Consider the following 22,607-nt stretch of genomic DNA (forward strand, 5'->3'; position numbering starts at 1 on the left):
TTAATTCTTAACTAATTCTTCTATTTTTTCAATAGAGAAAATACCGCTATTTTTAATGTTTTCAACTGCTTCTTGTAATACTACTTTATCTTGAACAAGTGCAATACGTACAAAACCTTCGCCATGAGGACCAAATGCATGGCCTGGTGTGACAACGACATTTGCACGATCCATAAGTGCATAAGCGAACTCTAGCGAAGTCCATCCTTTCGGAATTTCAGCCCAAACGAACATACTTCCAGCTGGTTTATTGACATTCCAACCGAATTTGCGGAATCCGTCCACTAAAGTATCTCTACGTTCTTGGTAAATTCCACGGTTTTTTTCACAAAATGCAGCGCCGTGTCGTAATGCAGCGGATGCAGCTTTTTGAATTGGTAAAAACACACCGTAATCTGTATTAGACTTAAATTGCGTAAGCGCGCTGACAATTTCTTCGTTACCAATCATATAACCAATACGGCTACCAGCTAAACTATAACTTTTAGATAAAGAATTAATTTCAACGCCAACTTCTTTTGCACCAGGTACAGATAAGAAGCTAATTGGCTTTTGACCATCAAAATAAAATTCAGCATAAGCAAAATCATGGACAACGATAATATTATGTTTTTTCGCGAATGCGATTACATCTTTAAAGAAATCTTCATGTGCCATTGCTGGAACTGGATTTCCTGGGAAGTTCAAAATCATCATCTTTGCTTTATTGGCGATTTCTTCAGGGATAACTTCTAAGTTAGGTAAGAAATCATTTTCTTTTTTTAATGGCATGTAGTAAGATGTTGCACCGGCCATTTGAATTCCTGTTTCATAAGCTGTATATCCTGGATCAGGAACTAGTATTATATCTCCCGGATTTGCAAAAACCATAGGTAAATGAACGAGTCCGTCTTGTGAACCCATTAATAATAAAACTTCTTTTTCAGCATTTAATATAACGTTATGAGTGTTGTTGTAATATTCAGTTACAGCTTCGTGAAATTCTTGAATACCAGATAATGTATATCCGTAACTTTCTTTTGCACTTGCTGTATGTACCATTTCTTCTCTCACAAAATCAGCAGGAGGCATATCAGGATTCCCGATACTTAAATCGATCATTTTATGACCTGCTGCAATTTTCTCTTTTTTATAGGCCCCTAATTCACTAAATATAGAAGATTGGAATGCTTTCATTCTAGTTGCTAAAGTGTAAGTCATCAAAACCCCTCCTAAAAACAGTGTTTTCTTTCTGTATTTTTAATTATTCTGAAAACACATGTTTACATTTTATCATTTTTTTATGAAAATTAAAACGATTGACAAATTTAGAGGGAGGATAATAAGGGGAAATATAAAAATAACGTAGAAAATATTTTCTACGTTATAAATGAAGATTAATTGTTTGTTTTTTTATATGTACATGTGTTTTCAGTTGTAAAAAAGTATACATTTAATTCATTATCGACAACTTTTAAAGATTGATCCGATGTAAACGAGTTACCATAATCAATACGATACACGTTAGAATTTTTAACAAACGATCCTTTAAATAAATCCTCTTTTTTATTTGTTGTTTGCATTTCCACTAAATTGTGAACAACCTTTTCTTTCTTTTCTTCTTTCACAACTGTTTCAAATTTATAATATACAGGGCATTCACCTTTTTTATTATCAATGACTTCCCAAGAGCCGTATATATCATTATTGCTACATCCACTAAGTAGAACGATTAATATAGGGAAAATAAATAGAAACTTTTTCATTGTGTACTCCTTTCTTATTCGTTTTTATAAACGTGCGAATACGATAGGAATATTGTAAAAAATAAAGTTTAAATTTTCATAAAGAATTTTTAAATTTCACATAAAAATTTGGAGAAAGGTGAGGTTTTTAAAATGAAAAGGCATGAATCTAGTGTAATGCTAGATTCATGCCTAGTACTCTATCTTATGTTATGTTTTTTGAGGATAAATGAAGCGGAAAGAAGAATGACAATTCCATTTACAATATATATATTTGCAATAATAAAGGCTAGGTTAGCTGCGCCAAATCCACCTTTATCGAAGAATATGGAAGCGAATGCTGTAGTAGTCAAAAAGATAATGGGAGTTAACAGTAAAAATAAGAAACCTGCAACAATTCTTCTTTTAAAGTTATTTTGGGATAGGGAAATGGCTGAAAAATTAAGGGCGCCAAACATAATGAATGAAAACAGAAGGGTAATTAATAATTGGATACCAACAGACATTTCCACAGCTCCTTTTGAAAAATCTATTGTTTATTGTATTCGAAAACAGTAGGCGATCCACCTTTAAATATTCGTACTATATAAAGGTGGATCCTAGAAATTGAAAAAGAATGGATCAAGTAAAATACTGGATCCATTCTTAAGAAATATTAGTTTTATCCCGTTATTTGCGGGCAGTAAGACGCCCACCTCAAAATTCGGCGAATACGAGGCGGTTTGGTGGGTAAATCCCCGTAAAATCCCGATTGGTAAGGACTAATAATCAGTGGGAGATGAACAAAACCCCCACTGATTAAAGTTTCACTTTATAAATTCGCAGATTGTGATGATTGTTTTTCAAATTGTTTCTGCTTAGAAAGAGAAATGGAAATAATCACCAATGAAATGACTCCGAAAATTAGAACCATATACTGTAATCCAATCGTATCTAAGAAGAAGCCTGTGCCGAGTAAGACAATTTGGAACATAACTCTTTCAAACATATTACGGAATGAGAAGAGACGTCCGTGATAGCTTTTTTCGACTTTCGTTTGGAAAATTGTCGACATAATAGGGAAGAAGCAGCCTACACTAAATCCAAACAAACAAAATGAGGCAAGTGCCATCCATTTAATATCGCTAAAGAACAACGAAAGGTGTGCAAAAGCGGTACAAATTGCGAAGAAGTATAGTAACTTTTCAGGTTTGAAATGATCAGATAAACGTTTAATAACGAAGGCACCTAACATAAATGCTACACCTTCAATTGTATATATGAATCCTTTAATCGTTGGGTCATGTTGCATTTCGCTAATGTTAATAACCATTAAATTGAATCCAGCTATAAATAATAGAGGGATAATACTTAATATAAGTGCTGTAAAAGCAATAGGAATTCCTTTTAAAATACGAAATACTTCCATAAAACTATTATCTTTAGCTGATTGCTTACTTAATGTAGCGGATTTTTTATCTTCAAATTGTAGGAAGAAAGTTGAGAGGAATAATAAAGCGTATGCTGCCATTGAGAAGGCATACATATACTGTAAACTCATTACAACTAAAAGAATGCCACCTAGTGAAGTACCTGCAATACGAGCGATTGTACCGATATTCATATGTACACCGTTCATTTGTAATAGCTCATGTTCATTAACGATGAGTGGAATTACAGATTGTAATGCAGGGAAATAAAATGCTGCTGAAATTTGAAGTGCAATCATAAAAGCAACCATAAAGGCGATACTTTCATATTGAATAGCGAAAAACATGAAAATAACACTAATAACACGACCAAATCCAGCGTAAAGAAGAACTTTCTTTTTTTCATATTGATCAATGACACGCCCAGCCATTGGACCAACTAGAACGCCAGCTAACAGTCCGATAAATAATATAACGGATTTCATAAAATCAGAAGGGACGTATTTTTGCATAAATTCAAGATTACCAAGAATACCAAGCCATAACCCTAGACCAGCAATAAACTCCCCAATTAATACGATCCAAACATTTTTATTACGCCACATAATTTAAACCTCTCAGTCTTTTGAAATTAACAACTCGTATATAAAACCTCCTTATGTATTTATAATTTTTCAACTTGCTTTTTTTAGAGTCAGAGTCTATATTACTTGTTTCATTATTGGATTTCAATCTTTTTGATTTGTTGAAAATGGATGAATATATACGAAAGGATTATTAGATTTTTACAATAAATTAATACTATTTATATATTATAATGTTAATATATAAATAGTGGGAAGGAGGTGGGTAACATAGAAGCACATTTATATGAAGTTAATCCACAGGGCATATATATTATTAAGATTTTAGTTGAAGGAGAAGTTTACAAATTTCTTCTTCGTAAAGACGAATTAGTTGGAGAAACCTTATGTTTAGTAGAAAATGAAAGGGAATATGTTTTATTGCACGAAGAGAAAGCTATGAAAACGGGGATTTTAATATCAGAACAATTAAAAAAGGAATTATTTGAAGGTTGGTTGTGGATATATGTGAATGAATTTGGTTTATATAGAAAAAAAGTAACGGAGTTAGAATTAGAAACATATAAATTTATAAAGAAAAATATAAACATTGATATAGGGAATAAAAAAGGTCAATCTCCTCATATGTGAGAGGAGGTTGACCTTTTTTATTCTTTGTAAATTAGGCAGAGTATTCCTCTTTACGTACTTGGAAGAATTCATTCCGGCGTAAGTAATTAAAAATTTTCTCTGAAACCTCTTTTTCCTCGGATATTAAGAAACGATGATCAAAAGCATAGAAAGATTGACCTTTAATTAGTTTTACGTAGTATATTTTACACGCCTCCTTTAAATTAGGATTCTTAAATACTTTATATTATGATGACCTATCTGGTTGTTAATAATACTTAAAGTTTCAAAGGGGAGAAGTATAAATTCAAAAAAACATTGAAATAGCTTACAAATCTGTAATGTTTTTGTCACCTTTGCCGATAGTTAAAATTAACCAGTATCTTCTATACTACAAATAGGTTCCATAAAACAAGGGGGTAGAAAGATGGAGGAAGTAATTGGAGAAGTTGTAGCAGGGATTTGTGAATTTGTAGTTGAAGTTACGGTGGATGTTTTAGGAGATTTAGTTTCCGGAAATGATGAAGAGAAAGAAACATTATAAAATTTGTAAAAAGTTTAAAGATAAACAATGTGTAAAAGCTGATTTCTAAAGGGAAGTCAGCTTTTACATTTTTTACATTATATTAATAATATCTAAATATTAACATGTTAAGATATTAATGAAATCAATAAAGGAGCTGACCGATATGAATATGCCGAATTCTAGATGTGATGTACCTGATTCTAATACGATTGTAGCGAATATAAATGAAAAAGAATATCACTTTATAGTTCGTATACATCCACTTGCAGGAAAGATGATAGCGCTATTTGAAAATGGGAAAGAATATGGCTTGCTTGATAAGGAAATCGCTAGTAGGGATAAATTTATTAGGTCAGAGCTTACTAAGTTGAAGCATTTCAACATAGATATTCTTTATGATAGTCCTGGGTGGATATGGATTGGCATGGACCAATATGGATTGCATGCAAGAGAGGCTACTAATAGCGAAGTAGAAGTTATTGTGAAGTTACAGGGGGATTAGACGTGTAAGAAGATCCTCAAATTTAAGAGATACTTTGTGGGGTTGTGGGATAATTCCCCATAACCTTTTTTGTTTTGTGCTTAAAAATAAAAGAGTTAAATTTTTTGATAGAAGGTCTCTAGTACAAGAGACGAGACTAAACTAAAAGAGGATTTGAAATTATATAAAGAGAACTTATAAATTAAATATAATACTTTATAGAAAGAAGATGATAAAAGTGAGTAAAGAAGAACTTGTGAAACAACAATTTGGTAGTAATGCAGAGAAGTATGTGAAAAGTAAAATTCATGCAAAAGGACTGGATTTACAATATGTAGTTCAGCAAGTTGAAACTCGTCATAATACTCGTCTTCTTGATATTGCTACTGGTGGTGGACATGTTGCTAATTTGTTAGCCCCAATGTTCAAAGAGGTAGTCGCTCTTGATTTAACAGAAAAAATGTTAGAAAAAGCAAAAGGTTTTATAGAAGGGAACGGACATGAAAATGTATCATTTGTAGCAGGACATGCAGAAAGGTTACCATTTGCTGATGATTCCTTTGATACAATTACATGCCGAATTGCAGCACATCACTTTGTTGATCCTTTGCAATTTATTTTTGAAGTAAATCGAACGTTAGAAGATAATGGATTATTTATATTAATTGATAACGTTTCACCAGAAAATAATGAGTTTGATACATTTTATAACTTTATCGAAAAGAAGAGAGATCCAAGCCATGAACGAGCTTTGAAAAAAACAGAATGGATTACTTTATTAGAAAAACATGGTTTGCAAATGCAGTCATGTCATACTTTTGACAAGAAGTTCGATTTTGATTGGTGGTGCGATATGATGGATGTTCCTATGCAAAAACGTGTAAAGTTAACAGAGTGTATGATGAAAACATCAAATGAAATGCAAGAATTTTTCAAAATTCAATTTGGAAACAATAAAATAGAATCGTTTTATACTGAAATGGCACTGTTCGTATGTAAAAAAAGTTCAACATTAAAAAGATAAATTTCTTGCAGTCTTTCTGATGTACGATATACTTAGTACAGAGAAAATGAGAATTGAGGAATAGTAATAATGATTCGTGTACGTATTGAGGGAACTGAGGAAGAGATGCTTGAATTTTTAGAGAAAATGCCTGACATTCCTGGGTTTGAAAAAACACATATGAGAGAACCGAGAAAAGGGAATAATCCGAAATATGATTCAAGCAAAAGTATACTAGCATATTTATCTTATAAAAAGATTGAAGTCGCCAATAAATAGGCGGCTTTTTTAATTATCTCCGTTTCACCACCTTGTCTTTTTCGCATAATAATGATAGTAGATTATGCTGGAGAGGGGTGAGGAATGTTAATAAAAAAATAATCTTTTTCGGAGATTTTGGTATTGATGATGCAGTAACCTTAATTTATGCGAATAAAACATGCAAATTAGATATTATAGGTATCGTTGCAGAGTATGGAAATGTGTCAAGAGAAATTGTAACGGAAAATGTTTATTTTTTAGAAAGATACTATGCTACAAAAGTGAAGATTATTGAAGGTGCCAGTAGACCGATGACAGCTGAAGAACCTTTGTTTTTCCCTGAAATTCATGGGGATCACGGTTTAGGTCCAATTATTCCACCGAAAATGAGAATTTGTGACAGAGAAAATTTTTGTGAATTGATTAAATTAATTGAGCCTTGTCCAGAAGATATTATTATAGTCGCGACGGGACGATTAACAACACTTGCAACATTATTTTTATTGTACCCCAATTTAATGAATCGAGTATGTTCTTATTATATAATGGGCGGTGCTTTTCTATTTCCGGGAAACGTTACACCTGTATCAGAAGCTAATTTTTACGGTGATCCAATTGCCGCGAATATCGTTATGAAATATGCGCAGAATGCTACAATATATCCGTTAAATGTAACGCAGCGTGCTCTTATCACCCCTGAAATGGTCGATATTATTGATAAAGAAGGAACAGGGCAGGCGAAACTCATAAAGCCAATGATCGATTTTTATTACGAGAACTTTTACAAAAAAGAATATCCAGGTATTGCTGGGAGTCCGATTCACGATTTACTTCCGTTCATTTCATTTATAAATGATGATATTTTTGAATATAAAAAATCAGCAGTTTGGATTAGTACGACGAATGATGTAACGAGAGGTCAAAGTGTTGCCGATTTTAGAAAAATAGCTGAGCCAACGACGTTTGATAATCGTCCTATACAAAAAATTGCCGTTGAATTTAATTATCAAGCGTTTAAAGATGAATTTATGAGAACAATATTGAAGCCAGATTGTCCTTAAAAGGGTGAGCAGATTTGAATGATTTTCATAAGACGAATAACTTACGAAAAATGTAACATAACTAATGGTAAGCAATTGTTTCTGATTATAATTTTTATTGGTCAATTATAAAGGAGGAAATGATATGATTTGGTCTTTAATCGTTGGTGGTATATTAGGATGGTTTGCAAGTTTAATTACTGGGAAGGATGTACCTGGCGGTGTAATCGGTAATATTATTGCAGGTATTGTCGGTTCTTGGCTTGGTACAGCGTTACTTGGTAAATTCGGACCTGTTATAGGCGGATATGCGATTGTTCCGGCTTTAATAGGCGCGATTGTTTTGATTTTCATCGTAAGCTTTATATTCCGTGCAATGCGGAAATGAATACAGGGGACTGTTTACATTTGTAAGCAGTCCCTTTGTATTATGTTGTCTAATCTGTTATGCTACTGTTATACAATCAGGAGGTGTCAGCATTGAAATCATTTACAGTAAATTTTCATCAAGAGGATAATGCAAAGGCAACAACAGTACATAAATTAAGTGAAGAGGACTTCGAGAAAGCAACAGAAAAAGGTACTCGTCATCTATTTGATTTAGATACAAACGTTGGTTTCTTCGTATTCTTTGATGCTGAAGATACAGAAGGAAACGAGCAATACTTAATGTTACAATATGAAGGAGATCATGAAGAACCAAGTGCTTGCTACGGATTTGATTTGAAATTGTTCTATCAATTTTTAGCACTATACTTAAATGATCTTGAATTCCAAGGTGAGACAAATGAAGAAGAGGAAGAAAATGGTCCAATTCATCATTTAGCGCACTTACTTTACCATATCGTTGAAGACGGTAAATCTATCGAAGTATAAAATACATAATTGAGGCTGTCCTTTAATAGGACAGCTTTTTTAATTATATAAATAGTTAATCTTAATGAATTTCTGATCATGACAAATGATTTGAATAAGATTCAGAAGGAACAAAACATTAAATCAGCAGAGAATGAGTATTCACTTTCTGCTGGTTTTTTGCATTTAAAGGAGATTTTGTAGCAGTTTAATTCAAGTTACAAAAAGGATATAGCGAGTATGGAGAGAAGGTGTATACAAGGAGATGAATAAGATGATTAACAATACAATTCCAAGCTTTTTGAAGCTTTTGGAAAGCGATGATATAGGATTACATGACTTGGACAAATATTATGATATGTATCCAGAAGCATTTGAAGAGTATTTTAATTATCATTGTCCTAAGACGGAAGAACGTCTTTCTAGTGCAATTAAAAAATATCCTGAAAAACTAAAAGACATCCGTATTATTTCGGAAACTTTACCATCTATTATTCAAGAAATTAGTGAGGAGTATCACATTCAATTTGGTTTTAATATAGATTTGACTTTTCATCTATTTGTAGGTGGGTTTGGCTCCAATGCATTTGTAGAAAGAGATATTATTGGGGATATATTTCTTTCGGCAGAAAAATTATCTCCTGAAAGGGAGCATCTTCGTGTTATCGTTGCTCATGAAATTGGTCATATATATCATAATTTCGTATTGCAAGAGAGTGGAATGGATTGGACTAAAGCACAATGGACTGATGCAGCGGTTAGTTTATATCGTGAGGGAGTCGCGACATATTTATCGCAAAGAATAGCTAAAGGATTAAGTAAATCAGTCTATTATTCATATGATAATGATGGTGACGATTGGTTGTATTGCTATGAAGAACATAAAGATCATATTAAGAAACATTTTTTACAAGATTATGTTAAAGGGTGGACAGATGAAAAAGAGAAAGAATGGTTCCGTTTATCAGGAGGGACTTATTTCGGATGCAACCGACTCGGTTATTTTTTAGGAACATCGTATATGGAGTATATTGTGAATACTTTCGGGGAAAGCGAAGCACTTACTTTTTGGACTAAAAATAATTTAAAGAGTAGTGTAATGGAATGGTTACAAAAGTGAATATGTTGAAGAGGGAGGCTGAAAATGATGAAAGTATATATGAAAGTACTTATATTTTTTCTAACTTTAACGTGTGTAGCGGCTTTAACTGCATGTACTAACGCTGAGGAAAAGAAGCAAACTAATTCAACATCAGAAAATAGTACGGAAAAAAAGAGCGATACGTCAGAAAAGAGTAAAAAGAATGAAGAGACTGCTCCCAAAAAAGAGAAAGAACCTGTGGAAAAACCAAAAGGTCAAGAATCGGTAAAACCTTCAACGAAGTCTAATACGAAAAATACAGTGCTTAATCAAAAATCAATTAACCATGTAAAAGATTTATTTGAGCAAGCGAAAGAAGGTAAAGTACCTAACGTACCATATGCAGCGCATACAGGAGATATTGAAGAAATAGAGAAGGCATGGGGAAAGGCAGATAAGACTGAGCAAGCAGGAAACGGGATGTATGCAACTTTTACAAGTAAAAATGTAGCATTTGGCTTTAATAAAGGATCACAAGTCTTTGACGTACGCTCTTACCATTCAGAGCTCAAATCGATTACGTTACAAGAAATCGAAAAGGCTTTAGGAAAACCAGCGTCTGTTAAAGAAAATGGTAATGATAAAATTTATGTTTATAAAGTAAATGACCAGTTTGAATTGAAATTCGTAATTCCAAAATCGACTGGTAAAGTACATCATATTTCTGTGTTCTCACCGGAGGATAGTATTAATAAAATGGCAGGTTAAATGAAGAGCTGTTCCTATAGGGACAGCTCTTTTGTTTTGTTTCTTTCTAACGATTGAACAAAAAAAGCTTGAATGATACCACCGATTATTAATAAGAAGGCACAAATATAAAATAGAGTACTACCGCTTAATTTACTTAATAACAATGCACCTACAAAAGGCCCACAAGTTCTTGAAATATCCCAATGTATACCGTATATAGAAAAATATAATCCGCGTCTATGACTTGGAGCGATTTGTGAAACGAATCGTAGTAAGTGATTCAAAGCTATACTTTGCCCAATTACTAAAAAGAGCAATGTGAAGAATAATGACCATATTGTTGTGGAATAACCGTAGCCAATCGCAGCTAACGTAAAGCAAGTATAGGAAATAACAATGATTTTAGGCATAGAAAACTGTTCAGACCATTTCACAAGGGAAATTTGGAGAATCACTTCCATGACAGCTTTACAAGTTGAGATAAACACGAGTACAAATAGAAAATTTGGGAATACACTTTCGGCGAATATACGATAATTTGATTCGGTTTGGGCGTAGAAAAAACTAATCGGTAGCGTAGAAACCATAAGTCCAAACACAGCGTAATGCTTTGAAATAAATTGTTTTGGCGAATATACTTCTTTAGTTTTATTAACGTTTTTCATGAGTGGAGCTGTTTCAGGAAGCTGCGTCCAAACGAGAATAGCATATAGCGTAAGGGCTACACCTTGCAAAATAAATAAATACTCAGGGTGACTAGTATAGAAAAAGGCGCCGATTAATGGGCCAATTACAGAGCCGATTGCTCCCGTAGTATGCAGAACAGCAAATATTTCTGCCTGTTGTTCTTCCTTCGTTAAGTCAGCGATTTGTGCTCGCTGTGCCGGAATATATAAAGAGCGTCCAATACCATTTACTACATACAATAAGGCGAAAAAGGCGACCGATTCAGCAAAAACGAATCCGCTTACGGCAAAAGCTTGTAAAAGTAATCCGAGTAACATTATTTTCTTTCGGCCGTATTTATCTGTTACACCCCCAGCGATTAATGTAAACACAATATCAGCGAGAGGCTGTAATCCGAAAAGAAGCATTGTAACGATGACATTACCATTTAACGCTTTATTAACGTGAACAATAAAAATGATAGCTAACATCGCTTCAGTCGTTCGGACTAACAATTCACCGAACAATCGAATGAGAATAGGCTTATTATAACGTTTTAAAAGATACTTCATTTTTATTTCCTCCTTTCTATATTGAAATGATAAGATGGAAGCCAGAAATGAAAAAGGGTAGAATGAAAGAGGAAGATTTTTCATCTTTTAGGGGGCGTTTTATGATTATTTTGGAGCAATATATGCACCTGTGGCTCCAGTATGGAAATGGGAGAGCAGAGGGAGAACAATTAGAAATAACAATACAAAATATATCTGAAACTTTATTTTGTACAGAGCGAAATAGTAAATTAATCATAAAAAAATTAGAAGAATTTAATTGGATTATGTGGTTTCCAGGCCGAGGGAGAGGAAATCGTTCAAAGTTGTTATTTCAAAAACATCCACTTTCTTTAATTTTAGAAAGAGGAAAAGAAATAACGTAACAAGGGGACGTAAAAAGTGGAAGTGCATTTATTGAAAGATATAGCTCGTATTTTCCATCACTTCAAACGCAATTTCAAACGTGGATTGATTCGATATTCGGTTATCAAGTCGAAAGGACATCTAAAGGGAGAAGAGATGTGCTACGTTTGCAAGTCCAAATGAATCTAGATATTGCATTAGATCCTGTATACGCTACGATGCGTTCGGAATGTCATATGGTAAAACATATATACGACACGTTAGTGTATATAGACGGAAATACAAACAGTGTAGAGCCAAGACTTGCGTTTTATTGGGAATATGATGACCAGAAATATATATGGACCTTCTACTTACGAAAAGGTGTTCAGTTTCATAACAGGAAAGAATTTACTGCTTATGACGTTGTACATACATTTAAACGATTCTTGAAAGCGAAAAATAATCCGCATGCGTGGATGTTACAGCACGTTGAAAGTTTACATATTCTTGATGACTACATTGTGCAGATTCGTTTATCTACAGATAATAAGCTGTTTTTACATGCTTTAAGTACAGAACAGTGTTCTATTGTAAATGAAGATGGAGATGGAAGGTTAATCGGTACTGGACCGTTTCGATTATGTGAAAAGAATGAGGATGTATTCGTATTAGAAGCAAATGATTTATATTTTCGCGAGCGACCATTTCTCGATCGAATTGAATTATGGAATGTAGAGCACAGCGTAAATACGTGCGATATTTTAGCGAAAGCACACTATAACAATATAGAAAAGCATCATAAAGAACTAACTAGACTTGAGTCGAATGTAACATACATTACATTAAATACCGCAAAAGAAGGACCTATGCAAAACACGATGTTTCGGAAAGCTCTATATAAAATCATTCATAGCAATGCGCTTATCGAGGAATTGCAAGGAGCGCGCGGAGAAATAGCAGAAGAATTGGTTCTAACAAAGGGTGGCACTATACATATAAATGAGGACATATATACGCTTATTAAAGAGAGCTCTTACCGTAATGAAACACTGCGACTATATACATTTACAGAACAAGATCATGTTGAAGACTCATATTGGATACAAAAAGAGTGTGCGAAGTATGGCGTCACTATTGAAGTCGTTTTTCTTGAAACAAAAGAGTTATTGCAAACAAGTACGATACAAAAGGCTGATATAATACATGATAGTGCGACAATTAGTGAGCGTATTGAAGAAAGTTTACTATATATGTTTCTTACAAAAAACAGCTTTATTCATCAACATAGCAATATAAAATTTAACGAAGTATTGCAGTCTTATTTTATAGAGAATCAATTAGAGAAACGGATGACACTGTTACACGATATTGAAGACACATTGTTACGTCAAATTCATACTATTCCTTTATATCGTAACAAACAGCAAGTAAGTTCACACGAAAAAGTGCAAAATATAATGATTAATCCACAAGGTTGGATTGATTTTTATCAAATATGGTTTAAGGCTTGATATATAAAGGTTCTTATGCATTTTAGTAAGATGTGTAAGAACCTTTTTTGTATGGAAATGAAGTTTGTTTTGCACATTGTTACGCTACATGTTATAAAAGTCCATTTACAGTGTAACAGTGTTATGTTACATTGTTATTAGGAAGGAGTGATATACAGTTGATTACAAATTTAATTTCAAAAAAAGATTTATTAGAGTTAACTGGTATTTCATACGGACAGTTATATAGGTGGAAGAGAAAAAATTTAATACCGGAAGATTGGTTTGTACGGAAGTCAACGTTCACAGGTCAGGAAACATTTTTTCCAAAAGAAAAGATATTAGAGCGTATTGATAAAATTCAAACGATGAAAGAGGATCTATCGCTTGATGAATTGGCAAATATGTTTTCACCAAGCGTAACAGAAATTCTTTTAACAAAGGATGATTTGTTACGTAAGGGTATTGCATCAGAACCAGTCTTACAATTTTTTATAGAACAAACGAACAAAACGGCAGATTTTCAATTTGCAGATATTCTTTATGTATACGTGTTAGAAGAACTTCTTCAATCAGGAGACGTTAGCTTAGAAGAAGGGAAAATGGTTTTACAAGTTTTACGTGAAAATTATGAAGCGATTAAACATAAAAATTGTGACTTAGTTATTATTCGGAAGTTAGGGATTTCTACATGCTTCTTAGTATCAAGCGTTGAGGATTTAATTTTTGAAAAGGGAACAAAGATTGTTTTACGTGTAGCAATTATGAAATATACCGAAGCATTAAAAACTAAACTGTTGTAGTGGAGGAGAAATAATGCGTACAGAAAATTTAATTATAAACGGATATGGTTCATCAAACGGTGGAGAGTTTTATAAAGTGCAACTAAATGGAAAAGGAACTGTTAATGGAAACGTTGAGTGCGACCAATTTGAATGTAATGGTTACGGAATTGTTACTGGTGATTTGAAAAGTAGCGATGCGAGAATTAGCGGATCAGGTAAAGTTGAGGGTACAGTTAGTGCAGAGATGATGCGAATCGATGGGAAAGGGACAATTACACAAGATGTAAAGGCGACCACTTTAAAAATTGCAGGAAAAGGGACGATAGGTGGTAATGTAACTGGTGAAGAATTTAAAATCAATGGTCAAGCGACGATTGATGGTAATTGTGAAGTTGATATTTTTTCTTCAGAAGGGCAATTTACAGTTGGTGGATTATTAAGCGCAGATGAAATTAATATAAATATTCACGGTACATGTAGAGCGAAAGAAATTGGTGGCCAAACCATTAAAGTAAAACATAGATTGAGTGCTTTTAGTAGACTATTTAAAACAGTATTTGGCTTACAGTTAGAAGCTGAACTGCTAGAAGGTGACAATATCGATATTGATTATGCTCACATTAAAACAGTAAGGGGAAACAATGTTACTGTAGGGCCGAACTGTGAGATTGAACTAATTGAATATACTGGGGTTCTTACTGTTGATAAAAGCGCAAATGTAAAAGAAATTAAGCAAGTTTAAGTTTAAAAGGGAGAGAGGAATCGGTATGGAAAATCAACATAGTCTTACTGGAAATGGATCAGGTAGCTCAGCAGGTGGAGATTATAACAAAGTAAAGATACGCGGCGAAGGAACAATCTCTAATCATATGAGTTGTAATGATTTTAAAACGTATGGTACGAGTGAAGTACGTGGCAATATGAAAGCAAAAAATTATGTCGTGTATGGAGATAGTGAAGTACAGGGGAATATCGAGGCGGAATATGTAAAAGTATATGGCAATGCCCAAGTACAAGGCGACGGACAAATTAATAAAATAAAAGTTAGAGGTATGATAGAATTTAAAGGGAAGCTATCAGGTGATTTCGTAGATGTGAAAGGCGCTTTAAATGTGAAGGGAGATATAGAACTAGAGGAATTATTACTAACTGGTGGTCTTGAAAGTGATGGTTTGCTTAATGCTGAAAATATTGAAATCTCACTTCGTTATGAAGGAAGTAAAGTGAGAGAAATCGGTGGGAAAAAGATTACAGTACGTAAAAAAACGAGATTTATTCCTTTTACAAGTCATGCAGGAAGCCTTCAAACATCAATTATTGAAGGGGATGATATTTATTTAGAACATACAATAGCAGACGTAGTTAGAGGAAATCATGTTATAATTGGCCCTGGCTGTGAAATTAGTGTAGTAGAATATCATACTAGTTTTAACCTGAAAGGGAATTCAGTCGTAAAAGAACATAAACAAATATAAGTAGTATGAGGGAGAGCAAGGTTATGGTTGAGAAGAATAATAAACTCGGCTTCGTTGTTGCCGGTTTATTGCTAGGTATCTTAATGGCATCAATGGATAATACCATTGTCGTAACAGCGATGGGAACAATCGTTGGTGATTTAGGAGGTCTTGAAAACTTTGTATGGGTTGTTTCTGCCTATATGGTTGCAGAAATGGCAGGTATGCCGATTTTCGGTAAACTATCAGATATGTATGGTAGAAAGAGATTCTTTATTTTCGGTTTAATCGTCTTTATGATTGGTTCGGCACTTTGTGGTACTGCTGAAAATATTACACAGTTAGGTATTTATCGTGCCATTCAAGGTATTGGCGGCGGGGCACTAGTGCCGATCGCATTTACTATCGTTTTTGATATTTTCCCTCCAGAAAAGCGCGGGAAAATGGGTGGTTTATTCGGAGCAGTATTTGGTTTATCAAGTATTTTCGGGCCATTACTTGGCGCATATATTACGGATTATATTAGCTGGCACTGGGTGTTTTATATTAACTTACCACTTGGAATTTTAGCACTTATTTTTATTACATTATTTTATAAAGAGTCACGAGTTCATAGAGAACAAAAGATTGATTGGTTTGGCGCAATTACTTTAGTTGGTGCAGTAATTTGTTTAATGTTCGCCTTAGAATTAGGCGGACAAAAGTATGATTGGGATTCTAGCTTTATTTTAAGTTTATTTGCTGGGTTCGCTATTTTAGTAATTGCTTTTATTGTTATTGAACGAAAAGTAGAAGAACCAATCATTTCATTTGAGATGTTTAAACAACGTCTATTCGGAATGAGTACAATTATTGCCTTATGTTACGGGGCGGCATTTATGTCAGCAACTGTGTACATTCCGTTATTTATTCAAGGCGTATACGGTGGTACCGCAACAAACTCAGGATTATTGTTATTACCAATGATGTTAGGATCAGTAGTTACAGCGCAGTTAGGTGGATTTTTAACATCGAAACTTAGCTACCGAAACATTATGATTATTTCTGCTGTAATTATGCTAATCGGATTATTCTTATTAAGTACATTAACGCCAGAAACAAGTCGTATATTATTAACAATTTATATGGTTATTATCGGTTTTGGAGTTGGTTTCTCATTCTCTGTACTAAGTATGGCTGCTATTCATAACTTCGGTATGGAGCAACGCGGTTCTGCGACTTCAACGAGTAACTTCATTCGTTCATTAGGTATGACACTTGGTATTACAATCTTCGGAATGATTCAAAGAACTGGTTTCCAGGATCAATTAGAAGAATCGTTTAAAGGTATGAGCGGGGGAATGAATACAAACGCTTTAGGAGATTCAAGAGCTATTCTATCAGAATCGGCAAGATCTCAAATTCCGCCGCAAATATTAGATAAAATTATTGAAGCTCTCTCTAGTTCAATCGTTCAGACATTTATGTGGGCGTTAGTCCCCGCAAGTTTAGCGTTCGTATTCGTTTTCTTTATGGGAAATGAGCGCATGGTATATAAAAAAGAACAAAACAAGGTGAAAAGTGAAACATCAAAAGCATAAAGAAAAAGCTCCTTTCAATTTTGAAAGGAGCTTTTTCTTATGTACGGAGTCGAATTAGCTTTCGATAATTTCGTATTCTTCGTCTGCTAATAATAAAATTTGTGTTTTCTTACCCTTGTTTTGAACTTCGATTACATCATATGTACCTAAGTCTCTTAGCTTGCTTTGAGAAGCGTTAACCATAACTTCCATAGAATCAATTAAGATATCTTCTTCAACGTATGATTCAGGTAATGCCATATCTTCAGTATCTAATACACATGTATATAGATTTTGTAAGTTCTCAGCAGTTGGGTTTTGTTCCTCAACATCAATGATGTTTTTTACTGCTTCCATATTTTCTTCTTTTACTTGATATACTTTAATTTTAGTCATTGTTTTAATCTCCTTTATTACGTAATCTTAGAGGCTGCAATTCATCCCGCAATAACGAGCAGTAGACTCCCGCCTCAAGGTGAAGAAGCAAATGATGAGGACGGCAGGAGATAACTGCCCGTAAGAGCCCGATTGGTGAGGGCTAACCATTAGTAGGAGATAAAGCTCCCCGCTAATAGAAGTTTCACTTTATTATAACGCTTTTTTGTTGAAAGATGAAATTGTTATATGCATTTATAGTGAAAAATATATTTTATTACTTATTTGAGGAACGATGAGTTTCTTAATTTGACAGGCATATGTCTGTATACTTATCTAGACTAATATTAGAGTTATATTGTCCAAGCTTTTCTTACATACCTTTCATATTATATTTATTAGGTAAAACATATAGGAAAGGAATGGAGAATCAGTGGATTGTGAGCCGAAACGTGATTGTCAATGTTGTCAAAATAGTATATGTGAATTTTTGAAAAGTTTACATCCTTATTCTAGGGTTGAGAGTATCGTAATAGACGGAAACGAAATAGTTGTATCCTATTTTATTTCATTTAATGAGATAAAAGGTATAGTGTCGTTTGCACAAGAAGACAGTGAGGTAATATTTGTAGATTGTTCAAGAATTGATGCGATTCGAATAGGGAAAGTTTGTAGTTGTAAAACGAAAGTTAAATTTATTGAAGATGAATTCAGTTTACTTGGAAATGTTTGTCCACATTGTTTAAATGAGGGAAGTACACTATTCTTCGATTTTAATAATCCTGAATTAAGTTTATCTTTACAGGCAACAACGATTGATCCACCTAGATGTATTGAATTTGTAGATGAGCTTGGGAATGTAGTAAAGCAAATTACTATAGTAGGTGAAGCGATTGTTTCTAAAGATTTCGTTCCGGTACCTGAACTGTTAGATTTTCGATTAATCTTATCGGATATAACTGGAAATCCATTGAAATTTGGATTACTGTTTATTAACTTCCCTGATATTACGTTTATCATTCTTTTCGCATCAAATGGATACCTCAACATTTCAAACTGTTTAAAAATAGAGAGTGGAACTGGAAATGCCGAAATAGAAGAGATGAAAAAAGAGATTATTAACGACAATAGTATGATGTACAATTCAATTATTAAGTTAACTAGAATATATAAAAATGGTGAGACGGAATCTTACATTTCTAAGAAGGAGTTATAACGTATTTATCGTAATTAACCCTCGTACACTATAATGAGGGTTTTTACATAAAAATGATTAAATGAAATATTGTTACATTTGAATTTAGCTATTTATTGTGTGGAATCGGAAATTTTTTAGCTTCTCTTTAGATACACTAATGAAAGTAAAGGTATTTATTGTTTTCTATACTGTATAGGCCGTAGTAGCGGGAAATAGGCTGGTTTGTACTATCAATTGATACGTGTTATTCCTTAATGCGTCACTGCCATAAACATGCAAATTAGGTACCCTGCTTACGCAACAAAATATGAAAGAAGTCAATTGCAGGGGGATATTTATTTAAGTGTAAATAAATATAGCGGTGGAGTAGGGGATTATACAATATTAGTAAAATAATTAAAAAAAGGGCTGCTACGACAGCCCTTTTTTTAATTATGTAAATACCTGCTGTAAGTTTTTTTGAGAGTGAATTTTATTAGGAATAATTAGTCATCATTGTTACCATATATCGCTATCAAGTTAACGAAAATACAATACCAATTCTGATTTTATATTAAGATTTTACTTGCTAAGCTCTCTTTGAGCCCCCATATAGCTTCCAATGATATTTTGATAACTTGGAAGATGCTTAGCAAGTAAAGCTCCGAAACCTTCAACATCATTTCGCCAGTCACGCTGTAATTCTGCTGCAACGCTAAACCAGTTCATTAGTTGCACCCCTCCATGAGCCATACGCATAAGAGCGGCATCAGCAACTTGTTTACTAAAAGTTCCAGATGCATCCGTTACAACAAATACCTCATACCCTGCATTTATAGCTGATAGAGCTGGGAACGCAACACAAACATCAGTAACGACACCTGCGATAATTAACTGTTTTTTACCCGTTGCTTCAATAGCTTTTACAAATTCATCATTGTCAAACGCGTTAATTTGTCCAGGACGCGCTATTTTAGGCGCATTTGGAAATAGTTCGATTAATTGCTGCATGAGTGGACCATTAGGACCGTCTTCGAAGCTAGTTGTTAAAATAACAGGTAAATCAAAAAACTTAGCGGTATTCGCAAGAGCTAAAACATTATTCTTGAATTCATCAACACCATAGTCACGCACTAGACTGGAAATAAGACCTGTTTGATGATCCACTAGAAGAACCGCGGCATCACTTTTTGAAAGACGAGAATACAAATCAGACATTTTATAATCCCCCTTAATAAGCTTATTTACAAATCAATCTTACAGTTATTTATCTTGATTTGGTATACATGCAAAAATTTATCAACAAATAGTTTTCATTAGAATATTGGGATGTATGTATTTTCATATTGAGGAATTACAAATTTTTCGTTTTGGGAAACAATGTATTAATTGAGTGGATAGCTATGTGGTATGGTCCTAATGCTATCTATTATTTGTGAATAATAATGTTTTTACCTGTAAATAGAAAATGAGATATGAGGACTAAAATGAATCTGAAAATAGCAATTCTTGATTGGTAAATCATTTCAATGAAATTAGATGTTATAATAAAATTTAATTTATGTATAATTTATAATTATTTGATATTTTAGAGTTGAGTTTCATAGACATTTACTTAGATAATAAATAAGTGTGTATAAGAATACTAATAAAAGTTAACTCATGAAAATGTTGAGTCTAGTTGATTTTAAAGAAAGCGGGAATGTAAATGATATATGAGGCAAAAATACATACAAGAAAAAAATTAGTTTCTATGTTCGAGGATTTTAATAATGTTGTTCTACTTTCTTATTTACAAGGACATATGGGCAATGCCTGGGTGAACGATCTTGAAAACCCGACAGTAGCGCAAATTACGGTAGGGATTTTCACATTTTACGCTGGGGATCCAAATGCAAAAGAGACAGAAGAGTTATTACGTAACATCCCTGAAAAAATTTTAGTAATCGTAAATAGTGATCAATGGAAAAAGCGTTTAGAAACATTCCATGAAAGAAAAATAGATAAGTTTTTACGATATAAATTTAAAAGAAATGCAGAAGTGTTTAATCGCTCAAAATTACAATCTTTTATAACTGCACTTCCAAAAGGATATGAATTAAGAAAAATAGATGAGCATATCGCAAATAATCCAACATTACACAACGTTTCTGAAGATTTTACAAGTCAATTTCGATCAATAGATGATTATGTAAATCGAGGTATAGGTTATAGCATTTTGTATAATGGAGAAGTCGTATGCGGTGCATCATCATATAGTATTTATAATGATGGTATTGAAATTGAAGTTGCTACTGATCTTGATCATAGAAGAAAGGGATTGGCAACTGTAGTTTGTGCGACCTTAATATTGGATTGTTTAGAAAAGGGGAGGTATCCAAACTGGGACGCAGCGAATAGTACTTCTGTCAAATTAGCAGAAAAGCTAGGGTATGTTTTTGATAAGGCATATGATACTTATTTTGTAAATAATAAGTGAATGAACGGGAGCGTGTACGGATTGTACAACGTCATAAGACTAGTAAATTAACGTTTAGTAGTCTTATTTTTTATAATTGCAAACAAAAACTAAACTATCCAAAGATAAAAAGGTATTAAAAGAGATGTTAATAAATGAAATTAAGGGAAAAGAATGACGACAAGATTGGTTTCCTAAGAAGAGTTGATAAATTTTAGTGAAAAATTTGAGAATAAAACAATGATATTAATGATAAGGATGAAGGGATTCCGCAAGAATTTGGGTATAAAAACCGACTTTTTTTAGTCGGTTTTTATTTTTTTCAACAGTAGAGTGATACTAATATTGATTTTTCTTCTATTACTAGTGAATATAATTAACACATCAGTTCCTACTTCCACGATGAGGGTTCAGAAATTCTCTTTTTATATAGGTAGATAATCATAAAGGCTTAATATATTAAGTTATGTGTGTTTAACTAACAATAAATTTGCTATTTTTTTGTAAATGATGAAAGTAACTATTATACAAACCCACGCATTAATAGAAGAGATACATATACAGTATAGAGAGTTAAAAAACTCCAAAATATTGTATAAAGGAGATTATAAAATATGAGCGAACAATGCCCAATTAATGTACCATGTCAGGTAGATGGACAAACTCAAACGCCATTAAGTGATGCAGCTGCAACACCAATTCTTACTCCAGGAACACCGATTGTAAAAATACCAGTTGTATTAGCAGAAAGAACAATTCAAATTGTTGTAGAATCTGATATTTCATTAGATCCTCCAGCAACTGAGATTAAACGTGTGTTAAAAAATGTATTTTTAACACAATGTAAGTTAGTTCCTGTAGCATTTACTCCAGTACCAGGTACAAATTACCGCCGAGTTACAAGAGCAAAATTATTTGTACAAGGATATATTCGTAAAAATATTGAATATGCAAATGATGAGTGTAATGGAGTGCTATATGATCGTATTGCAAATGTTCCATTTTCTGGTTTTGCAGATTTGACAGCAGCTGATTTTCTTTCACTAGCTTTAGTAGCTTCTTCATCAGATACTACATCTCACTTTATTAATCCTAAAAATGGTGATTTACCACGTTTAGACAAATACTTCTTCGAAAATACAGTTTTTTATAATGAACAACCATATTGTGAATTAGTAAGCGCACAATTTTTTGAATTAGACTTTTCACCTTGTCCAACAGAATTAAACGAGCCATTTGGAACTCTTCGTGAAAAAATTGTACTAGATCTTACTTTAAAAGTTTTACAAGTACAACAAGTACAAGTATAAGACTAAAAAAGCATTGTCTTTAATAAAAAGACAATGTCTTTTTTATTATTATAAAACATATATAATGATGGAATGGTCGCGTACAAAAAGCATATTTTTATGAATTTCATC

At 33.2% G+C, this 22,607-nt stretch carries 24 protein-coding genes and 1 pseudogene; 17 read left to right on the forward strand and 8 right to left on the reverse strand.

The features are described from left to right. The 4 genes from B5P40_RS23590 to B5P40_RS23605 all read right to left on the reverse strand — a co-directional run bounded on the left by B5P40_RS23590 (position 1) and on the right by B5P40_RS23605 (position 3,738). Positions 1-1,200, reverse strand: coding sequence for an LL-diaminopimelate aminotransferase (locus B5P40_RS23590; protein ID WP_002127818.1), 1,200 nt, complete (start codon positions 1,198-1,200; stop codon positions 1-3). A gap of 176 nt (positions 1,201-1,376) precedes the next feature. Continuing rightward, positions 1,377-1,745: a hypothetical protein gene (locus tag B5P40_RS23595; protein WP_002127817.1), complete on the reverse strand. Its 369-nt coding sequence runs from the start codon at positions 1,743-1,745 to the stop codon at positions 1,377-1,379. A 179-nt stretch (positions 1,746-1,924) separates the two neighbouring features. Next, the gene (locus tag B5P40_RS23600; RefSeq protein WP_113710003.1) at positions 1,925-2,230 is read right to left on the reverse strand and encodes a hypothetical protein; all 306 of its coding nucleotides are present in this window, start codon (positions 2,228-2,230) and stop codon (positions 1,925-1,927) included. Positions 2,231-2,535: 305 nt separating this feature from the next. Beyond that, positions 2,536-3,738, reverse strand: coding sequence for an MFS transporter (locus B5P40_RS23605; RefSeq protein WP_113710004.1), 1,203 nt, complete (start codon positions 3,736-3,738; stop codon positions 2,536-2,538). A gap of 240 nt (positions 3,739-3,978) precedes the next feature. Between B5P40_RS23605 and B5P40_RS23610 the strand changes: the two genes are divergently transcribed. Then, positions 3,979-4,347: a hypothetical protein gene (locus B5P40_RS23610; RefSeq protein WP_002168183.1), complete on the forward strand. Its 369-nt coding sequence runs from the start codon at positions 3,979-3,981 to the stop codon at positions 4,345-4,347. 31 nt (positions 4,348-4,378) lie between these two features. Here B5P40_RS23610 and B5P40_RS23615 read toward each other — a convergent pair whose 3' ends face one another. Further along, entirely contained in the window at positions 4,379-4,531 is a 153-nt protein-coding gene (locus B5P40_RS23615) for a YqbF domain-containing protein (protein ID WP_080017262.1), read from the reverse strand. 484 nt (positions 4,532-5,015) lie between these two features. Here B5P40_RS23615 and B5P40_RS23620 point away from each other — a divergent pair, with 484 nt between their 5' ends. From B5P40_RS23620 to B5P40_RS23655, 8 genes are all read left to right on the forward strand, one after another. After that, a complete protein-coding gene (locus B5P40_RS23620; RefSeq protein WP_002127815.1) occupies positions 5,016-5,354 on the forward strand; it encodes a hypothetical protein in 339 nt (112 codons plus the stop codon). 217 nt (positions 5,355-5,571) lie between these two features. Then, on the forward strand, positions 5,572-6,357 hold the full coding sequence (locus tag B5P40_RS23625) for a class I SAM-dependent methyltransferase (protein WP_002192837.1): 786 nt from the start codon (positions 5,572-5,574) through the stop codon (positions 6,355-6,357). A 69-nt stretch (positions 6,358-6,426) separates the two neighbouring features. Beyond that, complete coding sequence (locus tag B5P40_RS23630) at positions 6,427-6,615, forward strand: DUF3970 family protein (protein WP_002065918.1); 189 nt, start codon at positions 6,427-6,429, stop codon at positions 6,613-6,615. Between the two features lie 77 nt (positions 6,616-6,692). Continuing rightward, complete coding sequence (locus B5P40_RS23635; protein WP_078203356.1) at positions 6,693-7,658, forward strand: nucleoside hydrolase; 966 nt, start codon at positions 6,693-6,695, stop codon at positions 7,656-7,658. A gap of 124 nt (positions 7,659-7,782) precedes the next feature. Continuing rightward, the gene (locus B5P40_RS23640) at positions 7,783-8,025 is read left to right on the forward strand and encodes a GlsB/YeaQ/YmgE family stress response membrane protein (protein ID WP_002013368.1); all 243 of its coding nucleotides are present in this window, start codon (positions 7,783-7,785) and stop codon (positions 8,023-8,025) included. A gap of 92 nt (positions 8,026-8,117) precedes the next feature. Continuing rightward, positions 8,118-8,513 carry a hypothetical protein gene (locus B5P40_RS23645; protein WP_002084959.1) on the forward strand — a complete coding sequence of 132 codons (396 nt, stop codon included), beginning with the start codon at positions 8,118-8,120 and terminating at the stop codon, positions 8,511-8,513. A 253-nt stretch (positions 8,514-8,766) separates the two neighbouring features. Further along, positions 8,767-9,612: a DUF5700 domain-containing putative Zn-dependent protease gene (locus tag B5P40_RS23650; RefSeq protein ID WP_002165597.1), complete on the forward strand. Its 846-nt coding sequence runs from the start codon at positions 8,767-8,769 to the stop codon at positions 9,610-9,612. A gap of 24 nt (positions 9,613-9,636) precedes the next feature. After that, on the forward strand, positions 9,637-10,341 hold the full coding sequence (locus B5P40_RS23655) for a YjgB family protein (protein WP_113710005.1): 705 nt from the start codon (positions 9,637-9,639) through the stop codon (positions 10,339-10,341). A 14-nt stretch (positions 10,342-10,355) separates the two neighbouring features. On the opposite strand, the gene B5P40_RS23660 is transcribed toward B5P40_RS23655, so the two are convergent. Further along, complete coding sequence (locus B5P40_RS23660) at positions 10,356-11,561, reverse strand: MDR family MFS transporter (protein WP_113710006.1); 1,206 nt, start codon at positions 11,559-11,561, stop codon at positions 10,356-10,358. Between the two features lie 62 nt (positions 11,562-11,623). Here B5P40_RS23660 and B5P40_RS23665 point away from each other — a divergent pair. The 5 genes and pseudogenes from B5P40_RS23665 to B5P40_RS23685 all read left to right on the forward strand — a co-directional run bounded on the left by B5P40_RS23665 (position 11,624) and on the right by B5P40_RS23685 (position 17,197). Then, a pseudogene (locus B5P40_RS23665) lies at positions 11,624-13,399 on the forward strand (ABC transporter substrate-binding protein). 158 nt (positions 13,400-13,557) lie between these two features. Beyond that, positions 13,558-14,181, forward strand: coding sequence for a YhbD family protein (locus tag B5P40_RS23670; RefSeq protein WP_113710007.1), 624 nt, complete (start codon positions 13,558-13,560; stop codon positions 14,179-14,181). 13 nt (positions 14,182-14,194) lie between these two features. After that, complete coding sequence (locus B5P40_RS23675) at positions 14,195-14,905, forward strand: bactofilin family protein (RefSeq protein ID WP_078176547.1); 711 nt, start codon at positions 14,195-14,197, stop codon at positions 14,903-14,905. Positions 14,906-14,930: 25 nt separating this feature from the next. Continuing rightward, positions 14,931-15,638, forward strand: coding sequence for a polymer-forming cytoskeletal protein (locus B5P40_RS23680; protein WP_113710008.1), 708 nt, complete (start codon positions 14,931-14,933; stop codon positions 15,636-15,638). A gap of 23 nt (positions 15,639-15,661) precedes the next feature. After that, positions 15,662-17,197 (forward strand): MDR family MFS transporter, encoded by a 1,536-nt coding sequence (locus tag B5P40_RS23685; protein WP_002127801.1) that lies wholly within the window; start codon positions 15,662-15,664, stop codon positions 17,195-17,197. 54 nt (positions 17,198-17,251) lie between these two features. On the opposite strand, the gene B5P40_RS23690 is transcribed toward B5P40_RS23685, so the two are convergent. Continuing rightward, positions 17,252-17,572: a hypothetical protein gene (locus tag B5P40_RS23690; protein WP_002189904.1), complete on the reverse strand. Its 321-nt coding sequence runs from the start codon at positions 17,570-17,572 to the stop codon at positions 17,252-17,254. 412 nt (positions 17,573-17,984) lie between these two features. Here B5P40_RS23690 and B5P40_RS23695 point away from each other — a divergent pair, with 412 nt between their 5' ends. Continuing rightward, the gene (locus B5P40_RS23695; RefSeq protein ID WP_016101230.1) at positions 17,985-18,767 is read left to right on the forward strand and encodes a BC_2878 family exosporium-associated protein; all 783 of its coding nucleotides are present in this window, start codon (positions 17,985-17,987) and stop codon (positions 18,765-18,767) included. 543 nt (positions 18,768-19,310) lie between these two features. On the opposite strand, the gene ycaC is transcribed toward B5P40_RS23695, so the two are convergent. Then, the gene (ycaC, locus tag B5P40_RS23700) at positions 19,311-19,946 is read right to left on the reverse strand and encodes an isochorismate family cysteine hydrolase YcaC (protein WP_113710009.1); all 636 of its coding nucleotides are present in this window, start codon (positions 19,944-19,946) and stop codon (positions 19,311-19,313) included. 490 nt (positions 19,947-20,436) lie between these two features. Here ycaC and B5P40_RS23705 point away from each other — a divergent pair, with 490 nt between their 5' ends. Continuing rightward, entirely contained in the window at positions 20,437-21,207 is a 771-nt protein-coding gene (locus tag B5P40_RS23705) for a GNAT family N-acetyltransferase (RefSeq protein WP_113710010.1), read from the forward strand. 593 nt (positions 21,208-21,800) lie between these two features. After that, positions 21,801-22,496, forward strand: coding sequence for a CsxC family protein (locus tag B5P40_RS23710; RefSeq protein ID WP_060749952.1), 696 nt, complete (start codon positions 21,801-21,803; stop codon positions 22,494-22,496). Positions 22,497-22,607: the final 111 nt, after the last annotated feature.

This window comes from Bacillus sp. SRB_8 (genome assembly GCF_003264205.1).
In the GTDB taxonomy this organism is placed as follows: domain Bacteria; phylum Bacillota; class Bacilli; order Bacillales; family Bacillaceae_G; genus Bacillus_A; species Bacillus_A mycoides.

What these genes read in the sequence shown, in the direction of transcription:
- B5P40_RS23590 (WP_002127818.1), bottom strand. Translation starts at nt 1,200, where the DNA reads ATGACTTACACTTTAGCAACTAGAATGAAAGCATTCCAATCTTCTATA.
- B5P40_RS23595 (WP_002127817.1), bottom strand. Translation starts at nt 1,745, where the DNA reads ATGAAAAAGTTTCTATTTATTTTCCCTATATTAATCGTTCTACTTAGT.
- B5P40_RS23600 (WP_113710003.1), bottom strand. Translation starts at nt 2,230, where the DNA reads ATGTCTGTTGGTATCCAATTATTAATTACCCTTCTGTTTTCATTCATT.
- B5P40_RS23605 (WP_113710004.1), bottom strand. Translation starts at nt 3,738, where the DNA reads ATGTGGCGTAATAAAAATGTTTGGATCGTATTAATTGGGGAGTTTATT.
- B5P40_RS23620 (WP_002127815.1), top strand. Translation starts at nt 5,016, where the DNA reads ATGAATATGCCGAATTCTAGATGTGATGTACCTGATTCTAATACGATT.
- B5P40_RS23630 (WP_002065918.1), top strand. Translation starts at nt 6,427, where the DNA reads ATGATTCGTGTACGTATTGAGGGAACTGAGGAAGAGATGCTTGAATTT.
- B5P40_RS23640 (WP_002013368.1), top strand. Translation starts at nt 7,783, where the DNA reads ATGATTTGGTCTTTAATCGTTGGTGGTATATTAGGATGGTTTGCAAGT.
- B5P40_RS23650 (WP_002165597.1), top strand. Translation starts at nt 8,767, where the DNA reads ATGATTAACAATACAATTCCAAGCTTTTTGAAGCTTTTGGAAAGCGAT.
- B5P40_RS23655 (WP_113710005.1), top strand. Translation starts at nt 9,637, where the DNA reads ATGATGAAAGTATATATGAAAGTACTTATATTTTTTCTAACTTTAACG.
- B5P40_RS23660 (WP_113710006.1), bottom strand. Translation starts at nt 11,561, where the DNA reads ATGAAGTATCTTTTAAAACGTTATAATAAGCCTATTCTCATTCGATTG.
- B5P40_RS23675 (WP_078176547.1), top strand. Translation starts at nt 14,195, where the DNA reads ATGCGTACAGAAAATTTAATTATAAACGGATATGGTTCATCAAACGGT.
- B5P40_RS23680 (WP_113710008.1), top strand. Translation starts at nt 14,931, where the DNA reads ATGGAAAATCAACATAGTCTTACTGGAAATGGATCAGGTAGCTCAGCA.
- B5P40_RS23685 (WP_002127801.1), top strand. Translation starts at nt 15,662, where the DNA reads ATGGTTGAGAAGAATAATAAACTCGGCTTCGTTGTTGCCGGTTTATTG.
- B5P40_RS23690 (WP_002189904.1), bottom strand. Translation starts at nt 17,572, where the DNA reads ATGACTAAAATTAAAGTATATCAAGTAAAAGAAGAAAATATGGAAGCA.
- ycaC (WP_113710009.1), bottom strand. Translation starts at nt 19,946, where the DNA reads ATGTCTGATTTGTATTCTCGTCTTTCAAAAAGTGATGCCGCGGTTCTT.
- B5P40_RS23705 (WP_113710010.1), top strand. Translation starts at nt 20,437, where the DNA reads ATGATATATGAGGCAAAAATACATACAAGAAAAAAATTAGTTTCTATG.
- B5P40_RS23710 (WP_060749952.1), top strand. Translation starts at nt 21,801, where the DNA reads ATGAGCGAACAATGCCCAATTAATGTACCATGTCAGGTAGATGGACAA.